Here is a 19,831-nt window from a genome sequence, read left to right as displayed (position 1 = left end):
GTGAAAAGATGTCGAGTCCCGTTAAAGTGAATCCACAACGATTTCATAAAGACCAAATGAAGATCCACGTACTTTTGATCTTCGTTTCACTGATCATGGGGTTACCAGTGATCTTTATAATTAATCATGCATTTAAACCATTTACCGAGTTATTTGCTTATCCGCCGACTTTTTTTGTTCGGCAGCCTACATTAGAAAATTTTCAGCTCTTGACCAATTTTTCCAATCAATCCGGTATCCCAATGAGCCGTTATTTGTTCAATAGTTTATTCGTAGCGTTCACGTTGATTGTCTTGACGTTGTTGATCAGCTCCTCCGCTGCCTTTGCACTATCTAAGCTGCATTTTAAAGGCAAGAAGACCTTTAACAAAATCAATACTTTGGCGCTTATGTTTGTGCCTGTTGCGGTGGCGATCCCGCGGTTTTTGATCATTGTTCAATTAGGACTTTACAATTCGATTTGGGCACACATTATTCCAATGTTAGCAATGCCTGTCGGTTTGTTTTTATTGAAGCAGTTTATTGACCAAATCCCAGATTCCTTGATTGAAGCGGCCAAAATGGATGGGGCAAGCTTTGCTCGAATTTATTGGAGTATCATCATGCCGATGATCAAGCCCGCGCTGATCACGGTTTCATTACTGACGTTTCAGTCGGTGTGGGGCAATGTAGAAGCTTCCGCTATTTTTATGGATAGTGAAGCCATCCGAACGCTTCCTTTTTACATGTCGACTCTTTCTTCACAAACTGGAAATGTTGTCGCCAGTGCAGGAGTAGAAGCGGTCGGGGGGCTCATCATGTTTGTACCGAATTTGTTATTGTTTATCATTTTGCAAAATAAAGTCATGAATTCGATGGCACATACGGGGATCAAGTGATATGAAAAAGAAGACGATGCTTATTTTATTGGCGCTGCTCTTGGCAACTTTAGTACCGGAATCAGTTCTTGCCCAAGAAGTACCCTATTTCACCTTCACTACAGATAGTGAAAATTACTTTCTACGGACGCAAACGGCCTATACACCTGCAAAAGAAATCACCACCTTTGATGGGCGATCCTTTGTCGAACCTAATCATGTTTTCGTTGATCGCGAAGACAATGTGTACATTTCTGATACAGGGCTGAATCAAGTCATCATTCTTGATAAAGAACTGTCTTATCAAGGAACTTTAGCTAGCGAAGAATTGGTTGAAGTGCAAAGTACCTTCGTCACAGATGAGATTATTTACGCAGTAGATACGAGCCAAAATAAAATCTTTTTATATGACAAAGAGACGCATGAATTCTTACAAGAAATCGGTACGCCAGACGCACCCGTATTCAATGAAGGTTACCCTTTCTTACCGACGCATCTAGCGGTCGACATGCGAGGAAACCTCTATATTCGAGGCTCTGAATCAAGCAACGGCTTGATCATGCTGAATCGCGCTGGAGAGTTCGTTACCTTCTTTGGTGCCAACCCTTTAAATGTTCCACTGTTAGATCAGATTCGTTCTTTCTTTTTAACAGAAACGCAGCAACAAGCAATGGAAACTGTTTTTCCAAATATTATCGCTGATGTGAGTATCGATCAAAAAGGATTTGTTTATACGGTGACTTCTTCATTGGCAGCGGGAGCGATAAAAAAGTTTAATGTCGCAGGAACCAATTATTTTCCGGATGATCTGTTGGGGGAATTTAATATGGAAAGTATTTGGGTCGGTCAACAAGACAGCGTCTATGCCGTTTCCTCAGATGGTTGGATCTATGAATATGATGCGCAAGGACAGTTGCTCTTCGTGTTTGGAGGCAATGATGTGATCTCTAGTCGTTTCGGGATTTTAAGTCGTCCTACGAGTATCGCAGCCACCTCAGACAATGAACTGATCATCGTCGATCAAGGAGCATCTTCCTTGGTAAAGTATGAACGTACTCGTTTTACAGAAGCGGTTCATCAAGCCATGAGTAGTTATCAGCAAGGGGAATACCGAGTGAGCCAAGAGCTTTGGGCGTATACCTTGAATTATAATTCCGTTTTCGATAACGCACGGATTGGATTAGGCAATGCCTATTTACGAGAAGGTGACGCTCAGTCAGCTTACCAGGAATTTATGAGTGCTGAGTTTACCCCTGGAATATCGGCGGCTTTTTGGGAAATTCGGCAAGATTGGCTGAGTGCCAATTTAAATGCCTTGTTTGTCCTGATGATGATCGGCTTTCTCTTATGGAGCATATGGCGATTGTTAAAGAAATTTAGTCGCCGTTCTCTTTCGTTAAGTCATAAACTTCAATGGGTGAAAAAGTACAAACTTGTCGATAATTTCTTGTTTATTTTTGAGTTTCATCAAGCGATTTTTGATGGAATCTATACGATCAAACGTCGCAATCGGGTATCAGTGTTTTTCTCTATGATTCTCTTTTTTCTCTATATTGTTTTGTTTCTGAGCTATCATCAATGGACAAATGTAATTTTTGTAGCAAACAATCAATATCTATTATATGAACTAGCACTCCTCATTTTTTTAGTCTTATTATGGGTAGTATCAAATTATTTGATTTGCTCGATCAACGATGGGGAAGGTACGTTTATCCAAAGTGTCAATGGAACTGCTTATGCGATGACACCACTATTATTTGTTTTTCCAGTCGTTATTCTTTTGAGTAATGGTCTTACCTTAGAACAAAGTGTCTTTTTCTACCTTCCACAAGCAGTTACAGGACTTTGGATCTTATTTCTACAATTTTTTGTGATCAAAGATCTTCACAACTATGACGTAGGCGAGACGTTTTCGATCATCTTTAAAAGTATTTTTACCATGTTGATTATTGGGCTATGTGTATTTGTCCTGTACACATTAGGTAGCCAGCTTGTCAACTTTATTCTAGATGTGATAACTGAGGTGAGTGCCCGATGAATAAAAAATGGCTGACTTATATACTAATTTTACCAGTAATTGCTTTCCTGGTTGTTTGGCTGATCAGTCCGAAAGAAGAAAAGCCCAGAATCGAGCCGATAATGAACGATTTTCAGGCAGTGACAGTTAACACAGCAGCAAAAGCTTCTGAGGAAAGCTATGATGTACCGTCTGAAATTCCAGCTTCTTTTCGGTTAGTAGCTGAAAATGAGCAACTGATGTTGTATGTCGAAGAAGAGACGGCAGCTATCATCGTCTTTGACAAGGTGAACGGCGAGCAATGGACTTCCTATGACTATCAAGCAGATTATGTTGAGATGCAATATAGTCAAGAAATCGTCAATTATATCAAGTCTGGTGTTTCAATCGTTACGTATGATCGCGCAACACCAGGACGACGGACACTCATGGATTCGGGTGTCACGAAAGAATACCAGTTTCACGAGAGTGGTTTTGTTGCCAGTATTGATTTTACTTCACAAAAGATTCGTTTTGAATTGAAGGTCAGTATTCAAGGTGGCGATCTTCTTGTTCATATTCCCAAGGAAAGTGTTGAGGAGTACAATGAGCATCTTTGGCAGCCGGGAAACAATAATATTTCACTGAATCAACTGATCCTGTATCCATTTTTCGCTAGTACAGAAGGTGAAGAAACAGGGTATCTAGTTGTACCCGATGGTCCAGGGGCAATCATTCGCCTAGATGAGACCCCAAGATCTCTGGTCGGGTATTCTGCCCCTGTTTATGGCTTAGATCAGGGGTATGAAGACAATCCTCGAGGAGGCGCCTACCCGTCAAAGCCAATTGAGCTTTTGACGTTACCGATCTATGGTGTGATTAAAGAAGAGAACACCGCTGGCGTGTTAGTTATTTCTGAAAACGGAGAAAGCTATGCCACGTATAACTATCGACCCAAAAATACAGATACGCATTTTTATCAATCCTATTTTACTTATACCTATCGTACCGCTTATTCACAATTTCAAAGTCGGATCAATGAAGATCAACATATCTTAGGCTTTCAAGAACTTCCCAATGATTTTGATGTCGTGCAACGCTATGTTTTCTTGCGAGAAGATGAGGCGAATTATGTTGGTCTGGCAAAAAGTTATCGAAGCTTTATTGAACAGATTGGAGAGACCAAAGAAAAAGCGACACCTGTTCAATCGATGCCTGTGAAAATTGATTTCTTAATGAATGAAGTAAAGCTGGGAAATTTGGGGATTGAGGAGGTAGCGCTGACAGATCATCTGCAAGCACAAGCAATCACAGAGCAATTACTAGAAAGTGGCATCGATCAGTTAACGGTCACTGCTAAATCGTTTTTACAAGATCGCTGGGCATATGGCATTGGCCCGCAAAAAGACCTAAAGAATAACCAAGACTTTCAAGCGCTGTTGGCAACCTTTGAGGAGCATGAGATCGCTTTTAACTTTTATGTGGATTATACGAAATCTTATCATAATGCAAGCAATCAGCAAACGTATAAATTAAATAGGAACGATTTTCAGTTTTTTGATCCAGAAAAGGCAACCCTCAATTATATGAATAGTCCTTACTCCTATGCTTCATCATTAGAGAAGGACTTAACGACACTCGCTGAGCTTGAGGGCGTGAGTCTGGCTTTGGCTGGTTTCGATCACAACTTGTTTACTTTTTTTGAAGACCGTCAGATCCATAGCAGCCTGGTGACGATGACAAGTGTCAAACAGTTGCTTGAGCGATTGGAGGAAGCTGAGGTAGCAGCGAATATGTATCGACCAAATGCGTATCTTTTCCCTTACCTCGATGATTATTATGATACGCCTATCTATTCTTCAGGGTTTGTTTTTATTGATGAAACGATTCCATTGTTGCAACTGATTTTAAGTGGACATGTTGAGATGTATGCCACCTATCTGAATAGTGTTTCCCATGACCAAGATACCCTTTTGCGACTAATCGAATTTGGTGTTTATCCTGCATTCGTCTTGACGGGGGAACCAGCATACAAAATGAAAGGTACCGGTGCGAGTGCAATCACTGTTTCTGAATATGAGTATTTAGCAGAACGAATCACCTTTTATTATGAGGCAATGAACGAAGCCTTGGCAGGTGTCAGAGGAAGTGAGATGATCGGCCATCAACGCTTAGCAGAGGGGGTCGTTCAAGTAACCTATGCCAATCAAAAGACACTAACGATCAATTATAATGAAACGACCTTTGATACAGGGGAAGTCACAGTAGAAGGAAAGGGGGTCGTTGTTCGATGAAATTATCCATGCAAAAGAAAAAGAAGTTAACAGGGTTGCTTTTTGTCAGTCCTTGGATCATTGGGTTTCTGACGTTAGTCGCCTATCCGCTTAGTCGAACGATCTTCTTTAGCTTCCATAACGTCTCCTACGGGATTCGTTCAGGCTGGCGTTATAATTGGGTCGGTTGGGAGAATTATGACCGAATCTTGTTTCAAGATATTGACTTTGTGATCGCCTTGCAAGACTTTTTTGTGGCTACCTTATTTCAGGTACCCGTGATCATCGCCTTATCCGTGATTATCGCTATGCTATTGAACCAAAAAATCCGTGGTAATTGGTTCTTTCGTCTGATCTTTTTTCTACCTATTATCATCTTAAGCGGCAAACTGATGACCATGATCAGTGAGTATGGTGGAACAGGAATTGTGGCGAATCTCGTGATTCTCGATATTTTAGAATTTTTTATTCCTTCACAAGCGGTTGTTCTACTGATTGCAGAGCTATTTGAAATGATTGCGCAACTGCTATGGTATTGTGCAGTTCCAGTATTGATTTTTCTAGCATCCTTGCAAAATGTCAACCCGAGTATCTATGAAGCTGCATCGATCGACGGCGCCTCTTCTTGGGTCAGTTTTTGGAAAATCACTTTACCGATAATTTTTCCGTTGATCAATGTCGCTGTCGTGTTTATAGTCGTTTTTTTAGCAAATTTCGAAGCAAATCCAATAGTTTCCATTATATTAGAATCCACTTATGACGGGGCTAGAAGAGAAGGCTATGCATCAGCGATCGCTATATTGTACACACTGTTCCAATTTTTAATGATTGGTATTTTGTATACGATCATAAAAGAGCGCAAGAAAAGTAAGGCGGGTTAAGAACATGATGATACGACGAAGAGGAAATACCCATAGAATGAAAAAAATGATACTGGGAACGAATGTTACAAATGGTTTACTAGGGAAAATCGCCATATATGCAATCTTGATCGTGCTGAGTTTTGTCTTTATCTTTCCCTTGATCAATATGATAACGGTTGGATTGATGTCAAATTTAGATTTGGCAGATCACTCGATCGAATGGATCCCTTCAGAATTTTATTTAGAAAATTTTCGTCTGACCTGGCGAGCGTTGCGACTGCCAGGGAGTTATTTCACTACTGTACTGGTTGCAGGGGTCTCCACCGTGTGCTTGATGCTCTCATCTGCGCTGATTGCGTATGGCTTAGCTCGCTTTCAAGTTCCCTTTAAATTTCTGATCTTTTCATTGCTTTTATTTACCTATCTAGCACCCAAAGTATTGTTTTTTATTCCGCGATACCAACTCTTTACTACGTTTGGGTTAAGTGGAAATATGGGTGCGTTGATCTTCCCAGCTCTAATGGGGCAAGGGGAACAAGCTGCTTTATTTATTTTGATCTTCTATCAGTTTTTCAAAATGATTCCAACGGCATTAGAAGAAGCCGCCTTTCTAGATGGTGCAGGAGCCTTTAAGACGTTTTATAAGATTGCCTTACCGATGGTGAGACCTGCATTTGTAATTGTCGGGATCTATGCTTTTGCGTTGTATTGGAATGAAACGTTGTTGACTTCTTTTTATATTGAAGGAAATATTCAAACCACACCTATGCTACTCAATTCATTGGAGAGTCAATTTAACAATGTCGTCAATAACACGGCGACCCTAGGCGATCCGGGAACCAATCCAAATCTTAGTTATACGGAGGCAGTGGCATATTCGGGAACGATCTTGAGCATTTTTCCGTTGATATTCTTCTATGTTTTTGTTCAGAAATGGTTTGTGGAAAGTATCGACAAGTCAGGAATCACGGGAGAATAAGAGGTAATCGTAGCTCTATTTTCCCTTTTATTCTTGCTTTGACGATAGCTAGAGGACGTTTTTACTTCTTTTAACTATCGTTTTTTCTTCAATATTTGTTAGAATAGAAGAGAAATAAATGGCTATGAATGCTAATGAGATAAAAGTAGCAAGCTTTTTCATTTGATCAGAAGCAACGGATACTAAAGCACACAAAAGGAGATTTGAGATGGCTGCGACTATAAAAGATATTGCTCGAGAGACAGGCGTTTCGATTGCCACTGTTTCGAGAGTGCTGAATAATATTGGCGGGTATAGCAAAGAAGTTGAAGAGCGAGTCCTTTCGGCAGTTAAAATGCTAGGATATCGCAAAAATGAGACTGCCATCAGTTTAGTGACCAAAACAACTAAGACGGTGGGAATCATTATGCCAAATTCTGATACTTCTTTTTATGTGAAAATTATTGAAGGAATTGAAGAAGAAGCACACGCAAGAGGATTTAGCGTGATCGTGACCCATGCAGGGATCGGGGGAGAAGGCTTCCAGAAGAGTTTGGATCTCATGGCTGAACGTAGAGTGGACGGCATTATTGTGTTTTCCATTTTTTTATCAAAGTACGATTTGGCACCAATCGAAAGCTTGAATATCCCGATTGTACTCGTCTCAAGTACGGACACAAACAACAAAATTCCTTCCATAAAAGTGGATGATTATTTGGCAGCGTATACGGCGGTTGACTATTTGATCAAACAGGGACATGCGAATATTGGGCTGGCAGGATTAAGCTATGATGATGAGAATACGAGTGTACCGAGGATCAAGGGGTATATTGATGCCTTAGAGAAGAATCAGATCCCCGTTAAAGAACAATTTATTGAGTATGGGTACTTTGGTTTTCAATCTGGGCGACGAGCAATGAGTGCGTATTTGGAAAGAAAAGAACCGATTACAGCGGTCTTTTGTGCAAGTGATGAAACAGCATTGGGAATCATCTCCATTTGTTACGAAAACCATATCGTCGTACCAGATGATCTTTCAGTCGTTGGTTATGATAATTCCCGTATTGCCGCAATGGTCAGTCCGCCACTGACTACCATTTCACAGCCCTTTCATCAGATGGGAAAACGGGCTTGTTTGAAACTGCTTAATTGTGTACTTAATGGGAAAAAGATCACCTCAGAGATCATCCCTTTCGAATTGATCGAACGTAAATCAGTAAAAAAGAACCGTGAAAAATTGCAAGAAACCCGTCCCTGAGAGCAGACGATCAGGGCGGGTTTTTCTGTGGAGGAAGAAAAGACCATGTGTATGTTATCGAGGGAAGATTTAATGCTTTTTACACGAGTGAGATAGTCAGTGAAGGGAATGGTGATGCTTTAGCAGTTATTCCTCAATTTCAATCCCCAAGACAGTTAGGTGACCGTTTGCCACTAGTTTGATGACGAGTTTTGCTAAATGGTCGGCGTGCATCGTTGTTTTTGCCGTTAGCCACCAATGCAGCGTGCCAACAAATATTGAGGTCATATAATCAATGATGAAATCTAAGGGCACTTCAAGATCGCCTTCTGTGATCTTCAAGGTTGAAAAGATTTCTTGATACCGTTCCGTTAAAATCAGCCCCAGTTTTTTACGAATGATCTCAATGGCAGAGGCATCCATGATCGTCAAATAAAAAGAGCGATTCTTTTGAATGTGTATAAAAAGTTCGGTCATGGCCGCTTCGATTTTACGGATCTTGATTCGATTGCCTTGAACGAAATCTTCAAAGTCAAGGATCGAGGTAAAAGATTCGACGGCCAAGTCAAATATTTTTTCATACAAGTCTTGCTTGTCTTTGTAATGGGCATAGAAGGTCGCGCGGTTGATCATGGCTTCGTCTGCGATATTTTGGACAGTCACTTGCTCGAAGCCTTTTTCTTCAACTAAGCGAATAAAGGCTTCAATAATGTACTTATTGGTTCGTTTGACACGTAAATCCAATTTTTTCATATTGTGAATTTCCTTTCAAAATAAACGACAAAAAACGTCTAATTGTTGTTTATCCCACACCTTCGTTGGAATTGTTTGTTGAATTATCAATTAAAAGAATTACAATGAACATAAGTATTATAACAAACGGCTTGTTAGATAATCAACAAAGTGTTGTTTAGATGGAGGCAACAAATGAAAAAATATAAGGCGGGCATCGATGTCGGTTCAACAACGGTCAAGATGGTTCTGTTAGATGAACGCAATCAAACGTGTTTTTCAAGGTATGAACGACACTATGCAGACATCCAAAAGGCAGCGGAAAAAATTATTAAAGAAGCGCAAGCAGTAATCCAAGATCAGCCAGTTGCGCTGGCGATTACCGGATCAGGCGGAATGGGGCTGGCAGAAGTTTTGCGGATTCCTTTTGTCCAAGAGGTCATCGCTTGTACCAAAACAGTCGAGACAGTGATCCCAGAAACGGATGTGGCGATCGAATTAGGCGGTGAAGATGCGAAGATCACCTTTTTTGAAGGTGCGTTGGAGCAGCGGATGAATGGTAGTTGTGCCGGTGGGACCGGTGCGTTTATTGATCAGATGGCGGTTTTATTGAAAACGGATGCCAATGGGGTCAATGAGCTAGCCAAGGGATACCAAACCCTTTATCCGATTGCCTCACGCTGCGGGGTCTTTGCCAAAACTGATGTGCAGCCGCTGATCAATGAAGGAGCGGCAAAAGCGGACATTGCTGCGAGTATTTTTCAAGCGGTGGTCAATCAAACGATTGCTGGCTTAGCAGCTGGTCGTAAAATCAAAGGCAAGGTAGCCTTCTTAGGCGGTCCACTGACGTTTATGTCGGAATTGCGTCAACGATTTATCGATACGTTGAACCTGCAAGAAGCAGATATCATTTTTCCCGAGAACCCAGAACTGTTTGTGGCGATGGGGGCTGCACTGTATGCAGAAGAAGCGCAGCAGCTTTCTGTACTATGCGACCGCTTAGCCAATGAAGAAGACGGCACACTTGCGCCAACAGATACGCTAGATCCTTTATTCAAAGACGAAGCAGAACTGGCTGCTTTTCGTGCCCGCCATGCCCAAGCGGTTGCTGCAGAAAAACCTTTGTCGGAGCATAAAGGTGCTGCTTATTTGGGTATCGATGCTGGATCAACGACAACGAAAGTCGTCTTGATCAATGATGCAGGGGATTTGTTGTTTTCTTTTTATGGCAACAATGAAGGCGAGCCGTTAGCGACAACGATGGCGGTTTTACAAGAGCTTTATCGTCAGATGCCTTCTGACGTTTACATCGCAAAGTCAACGATCACAGGGTACGGTGAGCATCTGATCAAACATGCACTGAAGGTCGATATCGGTGAAGTCGAAACGATGGCCCATTACAAAGCTGCTGAACATTTCCAGCCAGGGGTTGATTTTATCCTGGACATTGGTGGGCAAGACATGAAGGCGATGACAGTCAAAGACGGTGCACTTTCTTCGATTCAGCTAAATGAAGCCTGTTCGTCAGGATGTGGCTCGTTCATTGAGACCTTCGCCAAATCCATGAATCAGGATGTCAAAGAATTTGCGCTGGCAGCGACAAAAGCCCAAGCGCCGGTTGACCTGGGTTCGCGTTGTACCGTCTTTATGAACTCAAAAGTCAAACAGGTCCAAAAAGAAGGAGCCTCTGTTGGCGACATTTCGGCTGGCTTGTCTTACTCGGTCATAAAGAATGCTATCTATAAAGTGATCAAGGTTCGGCGCCCCGAAGATCTTGGCGAGAAAATCGTCTGCCAAGGAGGGACTTTCTATAATGAAGCGGTTCTGCGCGCCTTTGAATTGATCAGCGGCCGTGAAGTCGTACGACCATCGATCGCTGGCTTGATGGGCGCTTATGGGGCGGCGTTGATCGCGTTAGAAGAAGCGGCGATCGACGATGTCAGTACGTTGTTGTCTCCTGCAGAAATGGCCGATTTTCAAGCAGAAAAAGAATTTACAAATTGCGGTCTTTGCGAAAACAATTGTTTATTAACCGTGACCCTCTTTTCGGATGGTCGAAAATTCATTACGGGGAATCGCTGCGAACGTGGTGCGCGGATCAAAATCAAAAAAGAAGACCGCAAAGTCAATCTCGTGGATGAAAAATACCGCCGCTTGTTCAAGTACCGTTCTTTGCGTAAAAAAGATGCCCTCCATGGGGAAATCGGCTTACCAAGAGTGTTGAATCTTTATGAAAATTATCCGCTATGGCATACCTTTTTCACCCAGTTAGGGTTTCGAGTAACCTTGTCGCCGCGTTCTAATAAAGAACTATATGAGCAAGGGATCGAAACGATTCCTAGCGATACCGTTTGTTACCCAGCCAAACTAGCCCATGGACACATCCAAGCACTGATCGATCAAAACATACCGTTGATCTTTTATCCAGGAGTCATTTTTGAGCGAGTAGAGAACACTGCCGCTGAAAATCATTTTAACTGTCCAATCGTACAAAGCTATCCAGAAGTGATTCGTAACAACGTCGATGCGATTCGTGAAGGGGCGGTTGACTACCGCTGTCCATTTTTAAATCTGGCAGATGAAGCCTCAATGGTCAAAACCTTAATGGGGACGTTTCAAGATTTTGGTTTTTCTGAAGACGAAATTGCCCAAGCGCTGCGCAGCGGCTTCGAGGAACTAGATCAGTTCAAAGCAGATATTGCGCAACGGGGAGAAGAAACGCTGCGAATGCTGATGACGACCAACCAAAAAGGAATCGTTTTATCTGGAAGACCGTATCATTTGGACCCTGAAATCAACCATGGGATAGCGGAAGTCATTACCCAAGAAGGCTTTCATGTACTGACCGAGGACAGTATTGCTCATTTAGCAAATGTCGGCGATCTGCGGGTCGTGGATCAATGGGTCTATCATTCACGGTTGTATGCGGCTGCACGAGTGGTGGCGAAAAACAAGCAGTTGGAATTGGTTCAATTAAACTCCTTCGGCTGCGGGATCGATGCAGTGACCACCGATCAAGTCGAAGAGATCATGGCGCAATATGGCAAGCTGTATACGGTGTTGAAAATCGATGAGGGTGCAAACCTTGGAGCGATTCGGATTCGGTTACGTTCCTTGAAAGCAGCAGTCAACGAACGGGATAAACAGCACTTTGTTCCTAAAAAGCAATACGAGGAACCAGCAAAGATTATTTTTACCAAGGAAATGCGCAAGCAGCACACGCTCTTATTGCCGATGTTGAGTCCCATCCATCAAAGCGGATTAGTAGATGTCGCTTTGCAGGCTTCTGGGTATCAAGTGGTCTGTCTGCCCAGTGAAGATCGAGAAGCAGTCAATGTCGGTTTGCGCTTTGTCAATAACGATGCCTGCTACCCGGCCATCATTTCCATTGGACAGCTGGTAGAAGCGTTACAAAGCGGGGAATATGACGTCGAAAACACCAGCGTATTGATGACCCAGACGGGCGGTGGGTGTCGCGCAACGAACTATATTCCCTTGTTACGTAAAGCATTGAACGATGCAGGATTTCCGCAAGTACCGGTGGTATCTATTTCGATGGGCAATACTGGTGTTGAATCAAATCCTGGCTTTCGCTTTACCTTGCCGATGATGAAACGCTTGGCGGTGGCATTTTTATACGGAGATCTCTTTGAACGAGTCGTTTATCGCACCCGTCCATATGAGCAAGAAGCAGGGGCTGTCGATCGGCTCCACCAAGAATGGCTGGAAAAAATTGCCAAAAATGTCCGCAATGGCTCCTTCAGCCTCTTTAATCGCAATATGAAGAAAATCATTCAAGACTTTGATCAAGTGCCGTTAAATGCTATCAAGAAGCCACGTGTCGGTGTCGTGGGAGAGATTTTAGTGAAGTATTCACCGACTGCCAATAATGATGTCGTTCGCCTGTTAGAAGCAGAAGGAGCGGAAGCGGTCGTACCAGATATTGTCGGCTTCATGAATTATTCCCTCTACAATCAGATTTGGCGCTACGAGCATTTGGGGATGGCGAAGAAAAGCAAAATGATCGCTGATTTTGCGATCATGGCGATTGAACGGCTCCAAAAACCAATGGATAAAGCGTTGCGGGCGTCAACGCGCTTTGAGGGCATTCATTCGATCTATCAGCTTGCCGAGCAAGCGAGCGAGATTGTTTCCATCGGCAATCATACGGGAGAAGGCTGGTTCTTGACCGGTGAGATGATCGATCTGTTGGAAAATAATGTCAACAATATCATTTGTCTGCAACCATTTGGCTGTCTGCCTAACCATGTAGTAGGAAAAGGTGTTATGAAAGAATTACGTCGTCAATACCCACAGGCGAACATTGCAGCGATTGATTACGATCCAGGTGTTTCGATCGTCAATCAATTGAATCGCATTCGCTTGCTGATGGCCACTGCTAATAAAGCGCTGGCTGAATAAATTCTCAAGCCAGCGACCGAACCAATTTAAAAGCAAAGAGACTGCTCTTGTTTGGACAATTTGTGATAACTTCTTTTTCTGCCTATAAAATGGGGAAAGAGTTCGCACAAATTGAGAAAAACTGAGCAGTTTTTGCTTTTTTTATTAGCTATTTAGGTATATACCAGTTATAATAGGAGGGGAACGGAGGAATGTGTAGTGGTGGAAAAATTACCTGTTTATATCCAGATTCATGATCAAATCAAAGCCAATATCGAAAACAATACATACAAAATCGGGGATCGTCTGCCTTCAGAACGGGAGTTGTCAAAACAATTCGGCGTGAGTCGCATGACGTTGCGGCAAGCGATCCAAACCTTAGCGGATGAGGGGATTCTTGAGCGCAAAATCGGTTCTGGCACTTATGTGGCTCGTCAAAAAGTACAAGAGAAAATGACGGGCACGACGAGTTTTACCGAAATTATGAATTCTCTTGGTCGTAAGCCTTCCAGCAAAGCGGTCGCTTATTTCTTGACGGCACCTAGCTCCAGTGAGATGGAAAAGCTGCAATTAGAAGGACACGAAACGATTTTACGGATGGAGCGGATTCGGTATGCGGATGATGTGCCGATCTGTTTTGAAGTAGCGAGTATCCCTGAAAAGTTTATTCATGACTTTAGCAAGGAGGAGATTATCTCTTCCCTCTATAAAGTGTTGGAAGAAAAAGGACAGCGGAAAATTGGCGGCGCTTCGCAAACGATCTCAGCTATGGTCGCTTCCGAGCAAATTGCTGATTACTTACAAATCAAACGCGGCGATGCGATTTTACGTATGCGGCAAATCACTTCATTTGAAGATGGACAACCATTTGAATATGTGCGCACCCAATATGTCGGCAATCGTTTCGAATTTTATATGGAAAAATAAGCTGCCTGAGACGGCTGGAAACAAAAAAGACGCGAAAAAGCCGAAAGGACACTGCGAGCATACGTGCTGTTGCTCCGCATCGGTCAATTCGGTTTTTCAACGATTGGGCGTTCCTGCATTCGCTGCAGCAAGCGGCATTAGAGTCCGCGCTTTGAGGAAAAAAGCAAACCTGACAGGGTGCTTGCCCTGCGTAGTTACTCGGTTGGCTCCTCAATGAGGCGCTCTACATATTCGGTCTTGCCTTTGTTTAGCTGCACTTGCCCTTGCAGCAAATCAATCAAAGCGGCTTCTTGGTCGGCAAGCGTTGCTTCGGGAATCATTAAGGTAACAACGATTTTCTCGGTATAAGCAATGTCTTTTACGTAGATGTTCTGCAGTTCTAAATAGTTTTGCAGCTTACCTAAAAGGGGATAATCAATGGTCAATGCAAGCTCTTGATGCAAAACGCCTTCGACGATTCCCACCGCTTTGATGCCAGCGGAAGCTGAACTGGAATAAGCGCGGATCAATCCGCCAGCGCCAAGTTTCGTTCCACCGAAGTAGCGGGTAACGACAGCGACCATATTGATCAAGTCATTTTTCTTCAATACTTCTAAAATCGGTACTCCAGCGGTGCCGCTAGGTTCACCATCATCACTGCTGCGTTGGATCTCATGGTTTTCACCCAATACATAGGCGCTGCAATGATGATTCGCCTTCCAATGTTCTTTTTTGAGGGCTTGTATAAACGCTTTGGCTTCATCTTCTGATTGGATTCGTTTTAACGAACAGATGAAACGCGATTTTTTGATTTCTATTTCCGTTTCTCCATCTTGTCGGATCGTTCGATAAGTCACGCGTACGATCGCCTCCTTTATGTTTCTAGTATAGGCAATCGGAAGGAAAGTTACAAATAGAAGAAAGAAAAAGGCACCAACACAGACCTGAAAAAGAGGAGGCAGTTGCTTTGGGTAGACGCAAAAAGTACGATACGATCACGCACTATTTAAAAAACAACGGCGGTTCACAAATTACGTTAACCTTTACCCAGTTTGATGAATTTCTTTTCCCAGCATCCGGTTTGCCCAAAAGTGCCCGCACGAGTACGGATTGGTGGGCAAATGATTACCGACATCCTGAAAACGGGGCCTATGCGTGGCTGAATGCCGGCTATGAGGTAGTCCTCGTCAATTTAAAAAAAGAGTATGTCGTTTTTAACCGTTTAGTAAAATCAAACTGGCTGCTGGATAGAAAGCGTTGACAAATTTCAAACTTGTTCTATACTAGAGATAGGAAATGTTATCTTATTCTTAAAATTCAAGGAGTGTTCGATATGGCGAAAAAAACAATTATGTTAGTTTGTTCTGCAGGAATGAGTACAAGCTTATTAGTAACAAAAATGCAAAAAGCAGCTGAAGCAAAAGGATTAGAAGCAGATATTTTTGCAGTTTCCGCTTCAGAAGCAGATCAACATTTAGAAAGCAAAGACGTAAATGTTTTATTATTAGGACCACAAGTTCGTTTCATGAAAGGCGATTTTGAGAAACGTCTAGCGCCAAAAGGAATTCCTTTAGAAGTAATCAACATGGCAGATTACGGCATGATGAACGGCGAAAAAGTCTTAGATCAAGCTTTGACATTGATCGGCGAATAAGCAAGACCTGCTGTTGAAGCAAACAAGAAACCTGTAATCGGTTCAAGTACTTTTCAAAAAGTACTTGAACCGATTTTTTTGCGTACTTAAAACTGAGGTGTATGTTATGACCAATCAAAAAGGAAGACAATTTTTTGTTTTAGATGAAACAATGAATGTAGGAAAACCCTTTGATTCTCGACCGGCAATGCTCGAGCAGGGGCAGAGAATCGTTTGTCAGCGATGCGGTTCTTCCCACCGCAAGCCGTCGGTGCAATTACCGATAGGCAGCTATTACTGTCCAACCTGTATTCGCTATGGTCGGATCACATCAAATGGGCGACTGGTGATTCAACCTACGGATAGTCCAGCCATTGATCACCACATCGTCTGGCCAGGAGCATTGACGCCGTTTCAGAAAAAAATTTCCCAGCAATTGGTGTCTAATTGTCGACAAAAGCGATCCTCGCTTGTTTGGTCGGTCACGGGTTCAGGGAAGACCGAAATGATCTTTGAAACGATCCGCTACGTTCGGCAAGAAGGTGGTCGAGTGGCGATCGTCTCACCTCGGATCGATGTTTGTCGTGAATTGTTTCCGCGAATTCAGCAAGCATTTCCACAAGAGGAAAGCTTGCTCCTTTATGGAAAATCAGAAGAGTCTTATCGCTACACAAACATCCTTATTGCCACCACCCATCAGCTACTGCATTTTTATTGGAGCTTTCAACTGATCGTGGTGGATGAGGTAGATGCATTTCCCTACGAGGGCGATGCGCAGCTGCGTTACGGATTATACAATGCCTTAGCCAAAAACGGGTGTCTGATCTATTTAAGTGCGACGCCTTCAGAACGACTGCTGCAAGAAATTCGTGGGAAATTCGCTGTCTTGAAAATGCCGCTGCGGTTTCATCAGCGTCCATTGATCGTTCCAAAACCTGTTCATTATAGTCACTGGGCGCAGGCTTATCGCAGAAAACGTTGGCTGCGACCATTGCTGCAGCAGTTGCAGCGGCTGCTTCAAAAAAACTTTGTCTTGGTGTTTTGTCCAAGCATTGCGCTGATGAAGGAAGTAGAAGCGGCTGTCCGCCGACAAGGCACGTCATGGTCTTTGACAAGCGTTTCGTCGCAAGATCAAAAACGGAGCGAAAAAGTAGCGTCTGCTCGTCGACAGATTTACAAGGTGTTGTTTACAACGATGATTTTAGAGCGTGGGGTGACGTTTGAAAACGTCTCAGTCATCGTATTGGGTGCTAATCATCCAGTCTTTACAAAATCGGCGCTCGTGCAAATTGCTGGTCGTGTCGATCGTAAAGGGGCCTATACGGAAGGGGAGGTCATTTTTTTCTACGACCAAATGACGGAAGCGATCCGAAAAGCACTCAACGAAATTAAGGAAATGAACCAATTGGCAAAAAGCTGGCTGACCGATGGTGTGTAGTTGGTGTAAAAGGACTTTTCCTAGAGAACGAACGATCATTGAGGTGTTGGCTCCTTGGCGTATCCCAGAAAATGAATTGTGCCCGCAATGTGCCCAACAGTTTTCAGTGATCGATTGGCGAACCTGCTGCCCTTCGTGTGGAAAAAAAGAAACTGAGTTTTGCAGCGATTGTCTCTATTGGGAAGAAACGTGTCCCATGATACAATTGCAGCACCGAGCGCTATTTGCTTACGATCAAGGAATGAAGGATTGGCTTCACGAATACAAACTGATGGGAAACTATCAGTTGCGGGGGACGTTTGCGCCTGTGATCAAACAGAAACTCAACAGGTTTGACTATGAGTGTTTGATTCCCATCCCACTATCGGCAGAGCGTTACCAACAGCGAGGGTTTAATCAAGTCACCGCTGTGCTGGAAGCCGCCGGAGTCAGATTTCAAGAGTTACTGGAGAAAGTTGTTGATACCGCACCACAGGCACAACGTTCTCGCAGGCAACGATTAGTAGAGGCGCAACCCTTTGCAGTGAAGCCAGATGTAGCGTGTGAAATCAAAGGGAAAAAATTATTGTTGATCGATGATGTGTATACTACCGGTAGAACGTTATATCATGCAGCTGAAGCACTGCAGTCCTTTGGCCCCCAGTCGATTCGTTCTTTTTCTATTGCTCGTTGAAACGTTATTTTGAAAACGCTTAAAGAAAATTGTTCGATTTACTAGGCAAATGACCAAGAGTTCGATATAATAGAGTTAAGAAGAAGAAAAGAGTGGTCCTTTTCCTTCTTTACTGGTAGACGAAAGGGGTAATTTTTATGTTTAGATATAATGTGCGTGGCGAAAATATCGAGGTAACAGAAGCGATCCGTGATTACGTCGAGAAAAAAGTAGGTAAATTAGAACGTTATTTTAATGATGTGCCAGAAGCAACAGCACACGTTAATTTGAAAGTTTATACAGAAAAAACTGCAAAAGTAGAAGTAACGATTCCTTTACCATTCCTAGTTCTACGTGCGGAAGAAACTTCACCTGATCTATATGCTAGTATCGATTTGGTTGTTGACAAATTGGAACGCCAAATCCGCAAATTCAAAACAAAAATCAATCGCAAATCTCGTGAGACAGCGTTGGTTCCGCCAACAGATGGTGATTTGTTCACAACTGAAGCAAACGATGAAGAAACCAATGGTTCTGATTTAGACATCGTACGTACAAAACGTTTGTCTTTAAAACCAATGGATAGTGAAGAAGCTGTTTTACAAATGAACATGCTTGGACACAACTTCTTTATCTTTGAAGATGCGGAAACGAATGGAACGAGCATTGTGTATCGTCGGAAAGATGGTAAATACGGGTTGATCGAAACGGATTAACACGTGTGGGATCCTTTTGGCGACACCCCAAAAAAAGTCTTTTTTGACAGAGTAGCTGATAAGCTGCTCTGTTTTTTTATCTTTTGGAATGAAGCAAGAAATCTTTCTATATAAAAGTTGGCTTTGTTTCTCTTTTGTTTTATTGTGTTATACTATAGATGAAATAATACAGGGAGAGTGAATCATGACTACGTTAGCAGATGTCGCCAAAAAAGCAAATGTTTCCGCAATGACCGTTTCTCGAGTGATCAACCATCCAGATAAAGTGACCGAAGAGCTAAAGCAGCTCGTTCATCAAGCAATGCTAGAACTGGATTATCAACCGAATATTGCTGCCAAATCATTAGTTTCCAAGCGTTCCCATATCATCAAAGTGTATATCTTAGAGGAGATGGACACGACGGAGCCATACTATATGAATTTATTAGTGGGGATCGCTCGTTCCATCGGCAAAGCGCATTATTCGTTGCAGCTGGTTACGACGGATGGGGTGGATCGTGGCCCAGCTGATGGTTGTATCATTACGGGATTTCGCCAAAAGGATATGGACTGGATAAAAAATTTAAAGAAACCCGTCGTTCTATTTGGTGAAAATGAAGCTGGATTCAGCTTTGTTGATAGTGACAACTACCAAGGGATCGTTTCTGCTTGTAAACACGCCCTCGATACTGGCTATCAACACTTGGTCTATATTGGTTTAGAGTTGGAAGAAGCATTTACGAAAAGCCGAGAAAAAGGGTACATAGATACAGTGACAAAAACAGGACAAGCACCAAAAATCCATCGTTTTGAAAACCGTTCTTCTGCAGCCCGCACGTTTATCACAGCACAGAAGGAACAATTTGCGGAAAATACTTGTTTTATTTGTGCGACGGATCGTTTGGCACTAGGCATCAATCAAGGCTTGCAGTCGATTGGCGCGCAGATACCAAAGGATTTTGGGATTGTCGGCTACGATGGGGTATTCTTGGATCAGGTCAGCTCGCCCAAGTTGACGACTATGAAGCAAGCCATCGTTGAGATGGGCGAAGCTTGTGGTGAATTACTGATTCAAAAAATTGAACAGAACGATACGAGCCTGCGACAACAGCGCTTTTTACCGCAACTCGTGGTTCGTGAATCCACAAGGTGAAAAGTTAAGCAAATGGTTGCGCAATTTCTTTTCAATT

The 19,831-nt window shown here is 42.8% G+C and carries 16 protein-coding genes; 14 read left to right on the top strand and 2 right to left on the bottom strand.

Annotated features, from left to right (window positions below; genetic code table 11):
- Positions 1–8: 8 nt before the first annotated feature.
- The 6 genes from A5867_RS13845 to A5867_RS13820 all read left to right on the top strand — a co-directional run bounded on the left by A5867_RS13845 (position 9) and on the right by A5867_RS13820 (position 8,205).
- Positions 9–878 carry a carbohydrate ABC transporter permease gene (locus A5867_RS13845; protein ID WP_087627828.1) on the top strand — a complete coding sequence of 290 codons (870 nt, stop codon included), beginning with the start codon at positions 9–11 and terminating at the stop codon, positions 876–878.
- 1 nt (position 879) lies between these two features.
- A complete protein-coding gene (locus A5867_RS13840) occupies positions 880–2,895 on the top strand; it encodes a hypothetical protein (RefSeq protein WP_087627827.1) in 2,016 nt (671 codons plus the stop codon).
- Positions 2,892–5,147 (top strand): DUF5696 domain-containing protein, encoded by a 2,256-nt coding sequence (locus tag A5867_RS13835; RefSeq protein ID WP_087627826.1) that lies wholly within the window; start codon positions 2,892–2,894, stop codon positions 5,145–5,147. The genes A5867_RS13840 and A5867_RS13835 overlap by 4 nt, the downstream gene beginning before the upstream one ends.
- Entirely contained in the window at positions 5,144–6,007 is an 864-nt protein-coding gene (locus A5867_RS13830; protein ID WP_087627825.1) for a sugar ABC transporter permease, read from the top strand. The genes A5867_RS13835 and A5867_RS13830 overlap by 4 nt, the downstream gene beginning before the upstream one ends.
- Positions 6,008–6,044: 37 nt before the next feature.
- The gene (locus tag A5867_RS13825; RefSeq protein ID WP_249270057.1) at positions 6,045–6,968 is read left to right on the top strand and encodes a carbohydrate ABC transporter permease; all 924 of its coding nucleotides are present in this window, start codon (positions 6,045–6,047) and stop codon (positions 6,966–6,968) included.
- Positions 6,969–7,176: 208 nt separating this feature from the next.
- On the top strand, positions 7,177–8,205 hold the full coding sequence (locus A5867_RS13820) for a LacI family DNA-binding transcriptional regulator (protein ID WP_087627823.1): 1,029 nt from the start codon (positions 7,177–7,179) through the stop codon (positions 8,203–8,205).
- A gap of 126 nt (positions 8,206–8,331) precedes the next feature.
- Here A5867_RS13820 and A5867_RS13815 read toward each other — a convergent pair whose 3' ends face one another.
- Complete coding sequence (locus tag A5867_RS13815) at positions 8,332–8,937, bottom strand: TetR/AcrR family transcriptional regulator (RefSeq protein ID WP_087627822.1); 606 nt, start codon at positions 8,935–8,937, stop codon at positions 8,332–8,334.
- A gap of 174 nt (positions 8,938–9,111) precedes the next feature.
- On the opposite strand from A5867_RS13815, the gene A5867_RS13810 reads away from it, so the two are divergent.
- Both A5867_RS13810 and A5867_RS13805 read left to right on the top strand, forming a co-directional pair.
- Entirely contained in the window at positions 9,112–13,338 is a 4,227-nt protein-coding gene (locus A5867_RS13810; protein ID WP_087627821.1) for a 2-hydroxyacyl-CoA dehydratase, read from the top strand.
- 198 nt (positions 13,339–13,536) lie between these two features.
- Positions 13,537–14,244, top strand: coding sequence for a GntR family transcriptional regulator (locus tag A5867_RS13805; RefSeq protein ID WP_005228765.1), 708 nt, complete (start codon positions 13,537–13,539; stop codon positions 14,242–14,244).
- A gap of 194 nt (positions 14,245–14,438) precedes the next feature.
- Here the strand turns inward: A5867_RS13805 and A5867_RS13800 are convergent, their stop codons facing one another.
- Positions 14,439–15,080 (bottom strand): YigZ family protein, encoded by a 642-nt coding sequence (locus tag A5867_RS13800; protein WP_086337984.1) that lies wholly within the window; start codon positions 15,078–15,080, stop codon positions 14,439–14,441.
- A 110-nt stretch (positions 15,081–15,190) separates the two neighbouring features.
- Here A5867_RS13800 and A5867_RS13795 point away from each other — a divergent pair, with 110 nt between their 5' ends.
- From A5867_RS13795 to A5867_RS13770, 6 genes are all read left to right on the top strand, one after another.
- Complete coding sequence (locus tag A5867_RS13795) at positions 15,191–15,484, top strand: hypothetical protein (RefSeq protein WP_005228767.1); 294 nt, start codon at positions 15,191–15,193, stop codon at positions 15,482–15,484.
- 72 nt (positions 15,485–15,556) lie between these two features.
- Positions 15,557–15,877, top strand: a complete 321-nt coding sequence (locus A5867_RS13790) for a PTS sugar transporter subunit IIB (RefSeq protein WP_005228768.1) — start codon at positions 15,557–15,559, stop codon at positions 15,875–15,877.
- Positions 15,878–15,983: 106 nt separating this feature from the next.
- On the top strand, positions 15,984–17,294 hold the full coding sequence (locus tag A5867_RS13785; protein ID WP_086337985.1) for a DEAD/DEAH box helicase: 1,311 nt from the start codon (positions 15,984–15,986) through the stop codon (positions 17,292–17,294).
- Positions 17,284–17,967 (top strand): ComF family protein, encoded by a 684-nt coding sequence (locus A5867_RS13780; protein ID WP_010749781.1) that lies wholly within the window; start codon positions 17,284–17,286, stop codon positions 17,965–17,967. Before A5867_RS13785 ends, A5867_RS13780 begins: the two co-directional genes overlap by 11 nt.
- 137 nt (positions 17,968–18,104) lie before the next feature.
- Positions 18,105–18,662 carry a ribosome-associated translation inhibitor RaiA gene (gene raiA, locus A5867_RS13775; RefSeq protein WP_005231866.1) on the top strand — a complete coding sequence of 186 codons (558 nt, stop codon included), beginning with the start codon at positions 18,105–18,107 and terminating at the stop codon, positions 18,660–18,662.
- Between the two features lie 184 nt (positions 18,663–18,846).
- Positions 18,847–19,794, top strand: coding sequence for a LacI family DNA-binding transcriptional regulator (locus A5867_RS13770; protein ID WP_005228774.1), 948 nt, complete (start codon positions 18,847–18,849; stop codon positions 19,792–19,794).
- Positions 19,795–19,831: the final 37 nt, after the last annotated feature.

It is taken from the genome of Enterococcus sp. 6D12_DIV0197, assembly GCF_002174385.1.
GTDB lineage: Bacteria > Bacillota > Bacilli > Lactobacillales > Enterococcaceae > Enterococcus_D > Enterococcus_D casseliflavus.
The sequence above is the reverse complement of the archived record's forward strand: the minus strand, read 5'-3'. Positions and strand labels throughout refer to the sequence as shown.

What these genes read in the sequence shown, in the direction of transcription:
- A5867_RS13830 (WP_087627825.1), top strand. Translation starts at nt 5,144, where the DNA reads ATGAAATTATCCATGCAAAAGAAAAAGAAGTTAACAGGGTTGCTTTTT.
- A5867_RS13845 (WP_087627828.1), top strand. Translation starts at nt 9, where the DNA reads ATGTCGAGTCCCGTTAAAGTGAATCCACAACGATTTCATAAAGACCAA.
- A5867_RS13770 (WP_005228774.1), top strand. Translation starts at nt 18,847, where the DNA reads ATGACTACGTTAGCAGATGTCGCCAAAAAAGCAAATGTTTCCGCAATG.
- A5867_RS13820 (WP_087627823.1), top strand. Translation starts at nt 7,177, where the DNA reads ATGGCTGCGACTATAAAAGATATTGCTCGAGAGACAGGCGTTTCGATT.
- A5867_RS13815 (WP_087627822.1), bottom strand. Translation starts at nt 8,937, where the DNA reads ATGAAAAAATTGGATTTACGTGTCAAACGAACCAATAAGTACATTATT.
- A5867_RS13785 (WP_086337985.1), top strand. Translation starts at nt 15,984, where the DNA reads ATGACCAATCAAAAAGGAAGACAATTTTTTGTTTTAGATGAAACAATG.
- A5867_RS13780 (WP_010749781.1), top strand. Translation starts at nt 17,284, where the DNA reads ATGGTGTGTAGTTGGTGTAAAAGGACTTTTCCTAGAGAACGAACGATC.
- A5867_RS13825 (WP_249270057.1), top strand. Translation starts at nt 6,045, where the DNA reads ATGAAAAAAATGATACTGGGAACGAATGTTACAAATGGTTTACTAGGG.
- A5867_RS13835 (WP_087627826.1), top strand. Translation starts at nt 2,892, where the DNA reads ATGAATAAAAAATGGCTGACTTATATACTAATTTTACCAGTAATTGCT.
- A5867_RS13840 (WP_087627827.1), top strand. Translation starts at nt 880, where the DNA reads ATGAAAAAGAAGACGATGCTTATTTTATTGGCGCTGCTCTTGGCAACT.
- raiA (WP_005231866.1), top strand. Translation starts at nt 18,105, where the DNA reads ATGTTTAGATATAATGTGCGTGGCGAAAATATCGAGGTAACAGAAGCG.
- A5867_RS13790 (WP_005228768.1), top strand. Translation starts at nt 15,557, where the DNA reads ATGGCGAAAAAAACAATTATGTTAGTTTGTTCTGCAGGAATGAGTACA.
- A5867_RS13810 (WP_087627821.1), top strand. Translation starts at nt 9,112, where the DNA reads ATGAAAAAATATAAGGCGGGCATCGATGTCGGTTCAACAACGGTCAAG.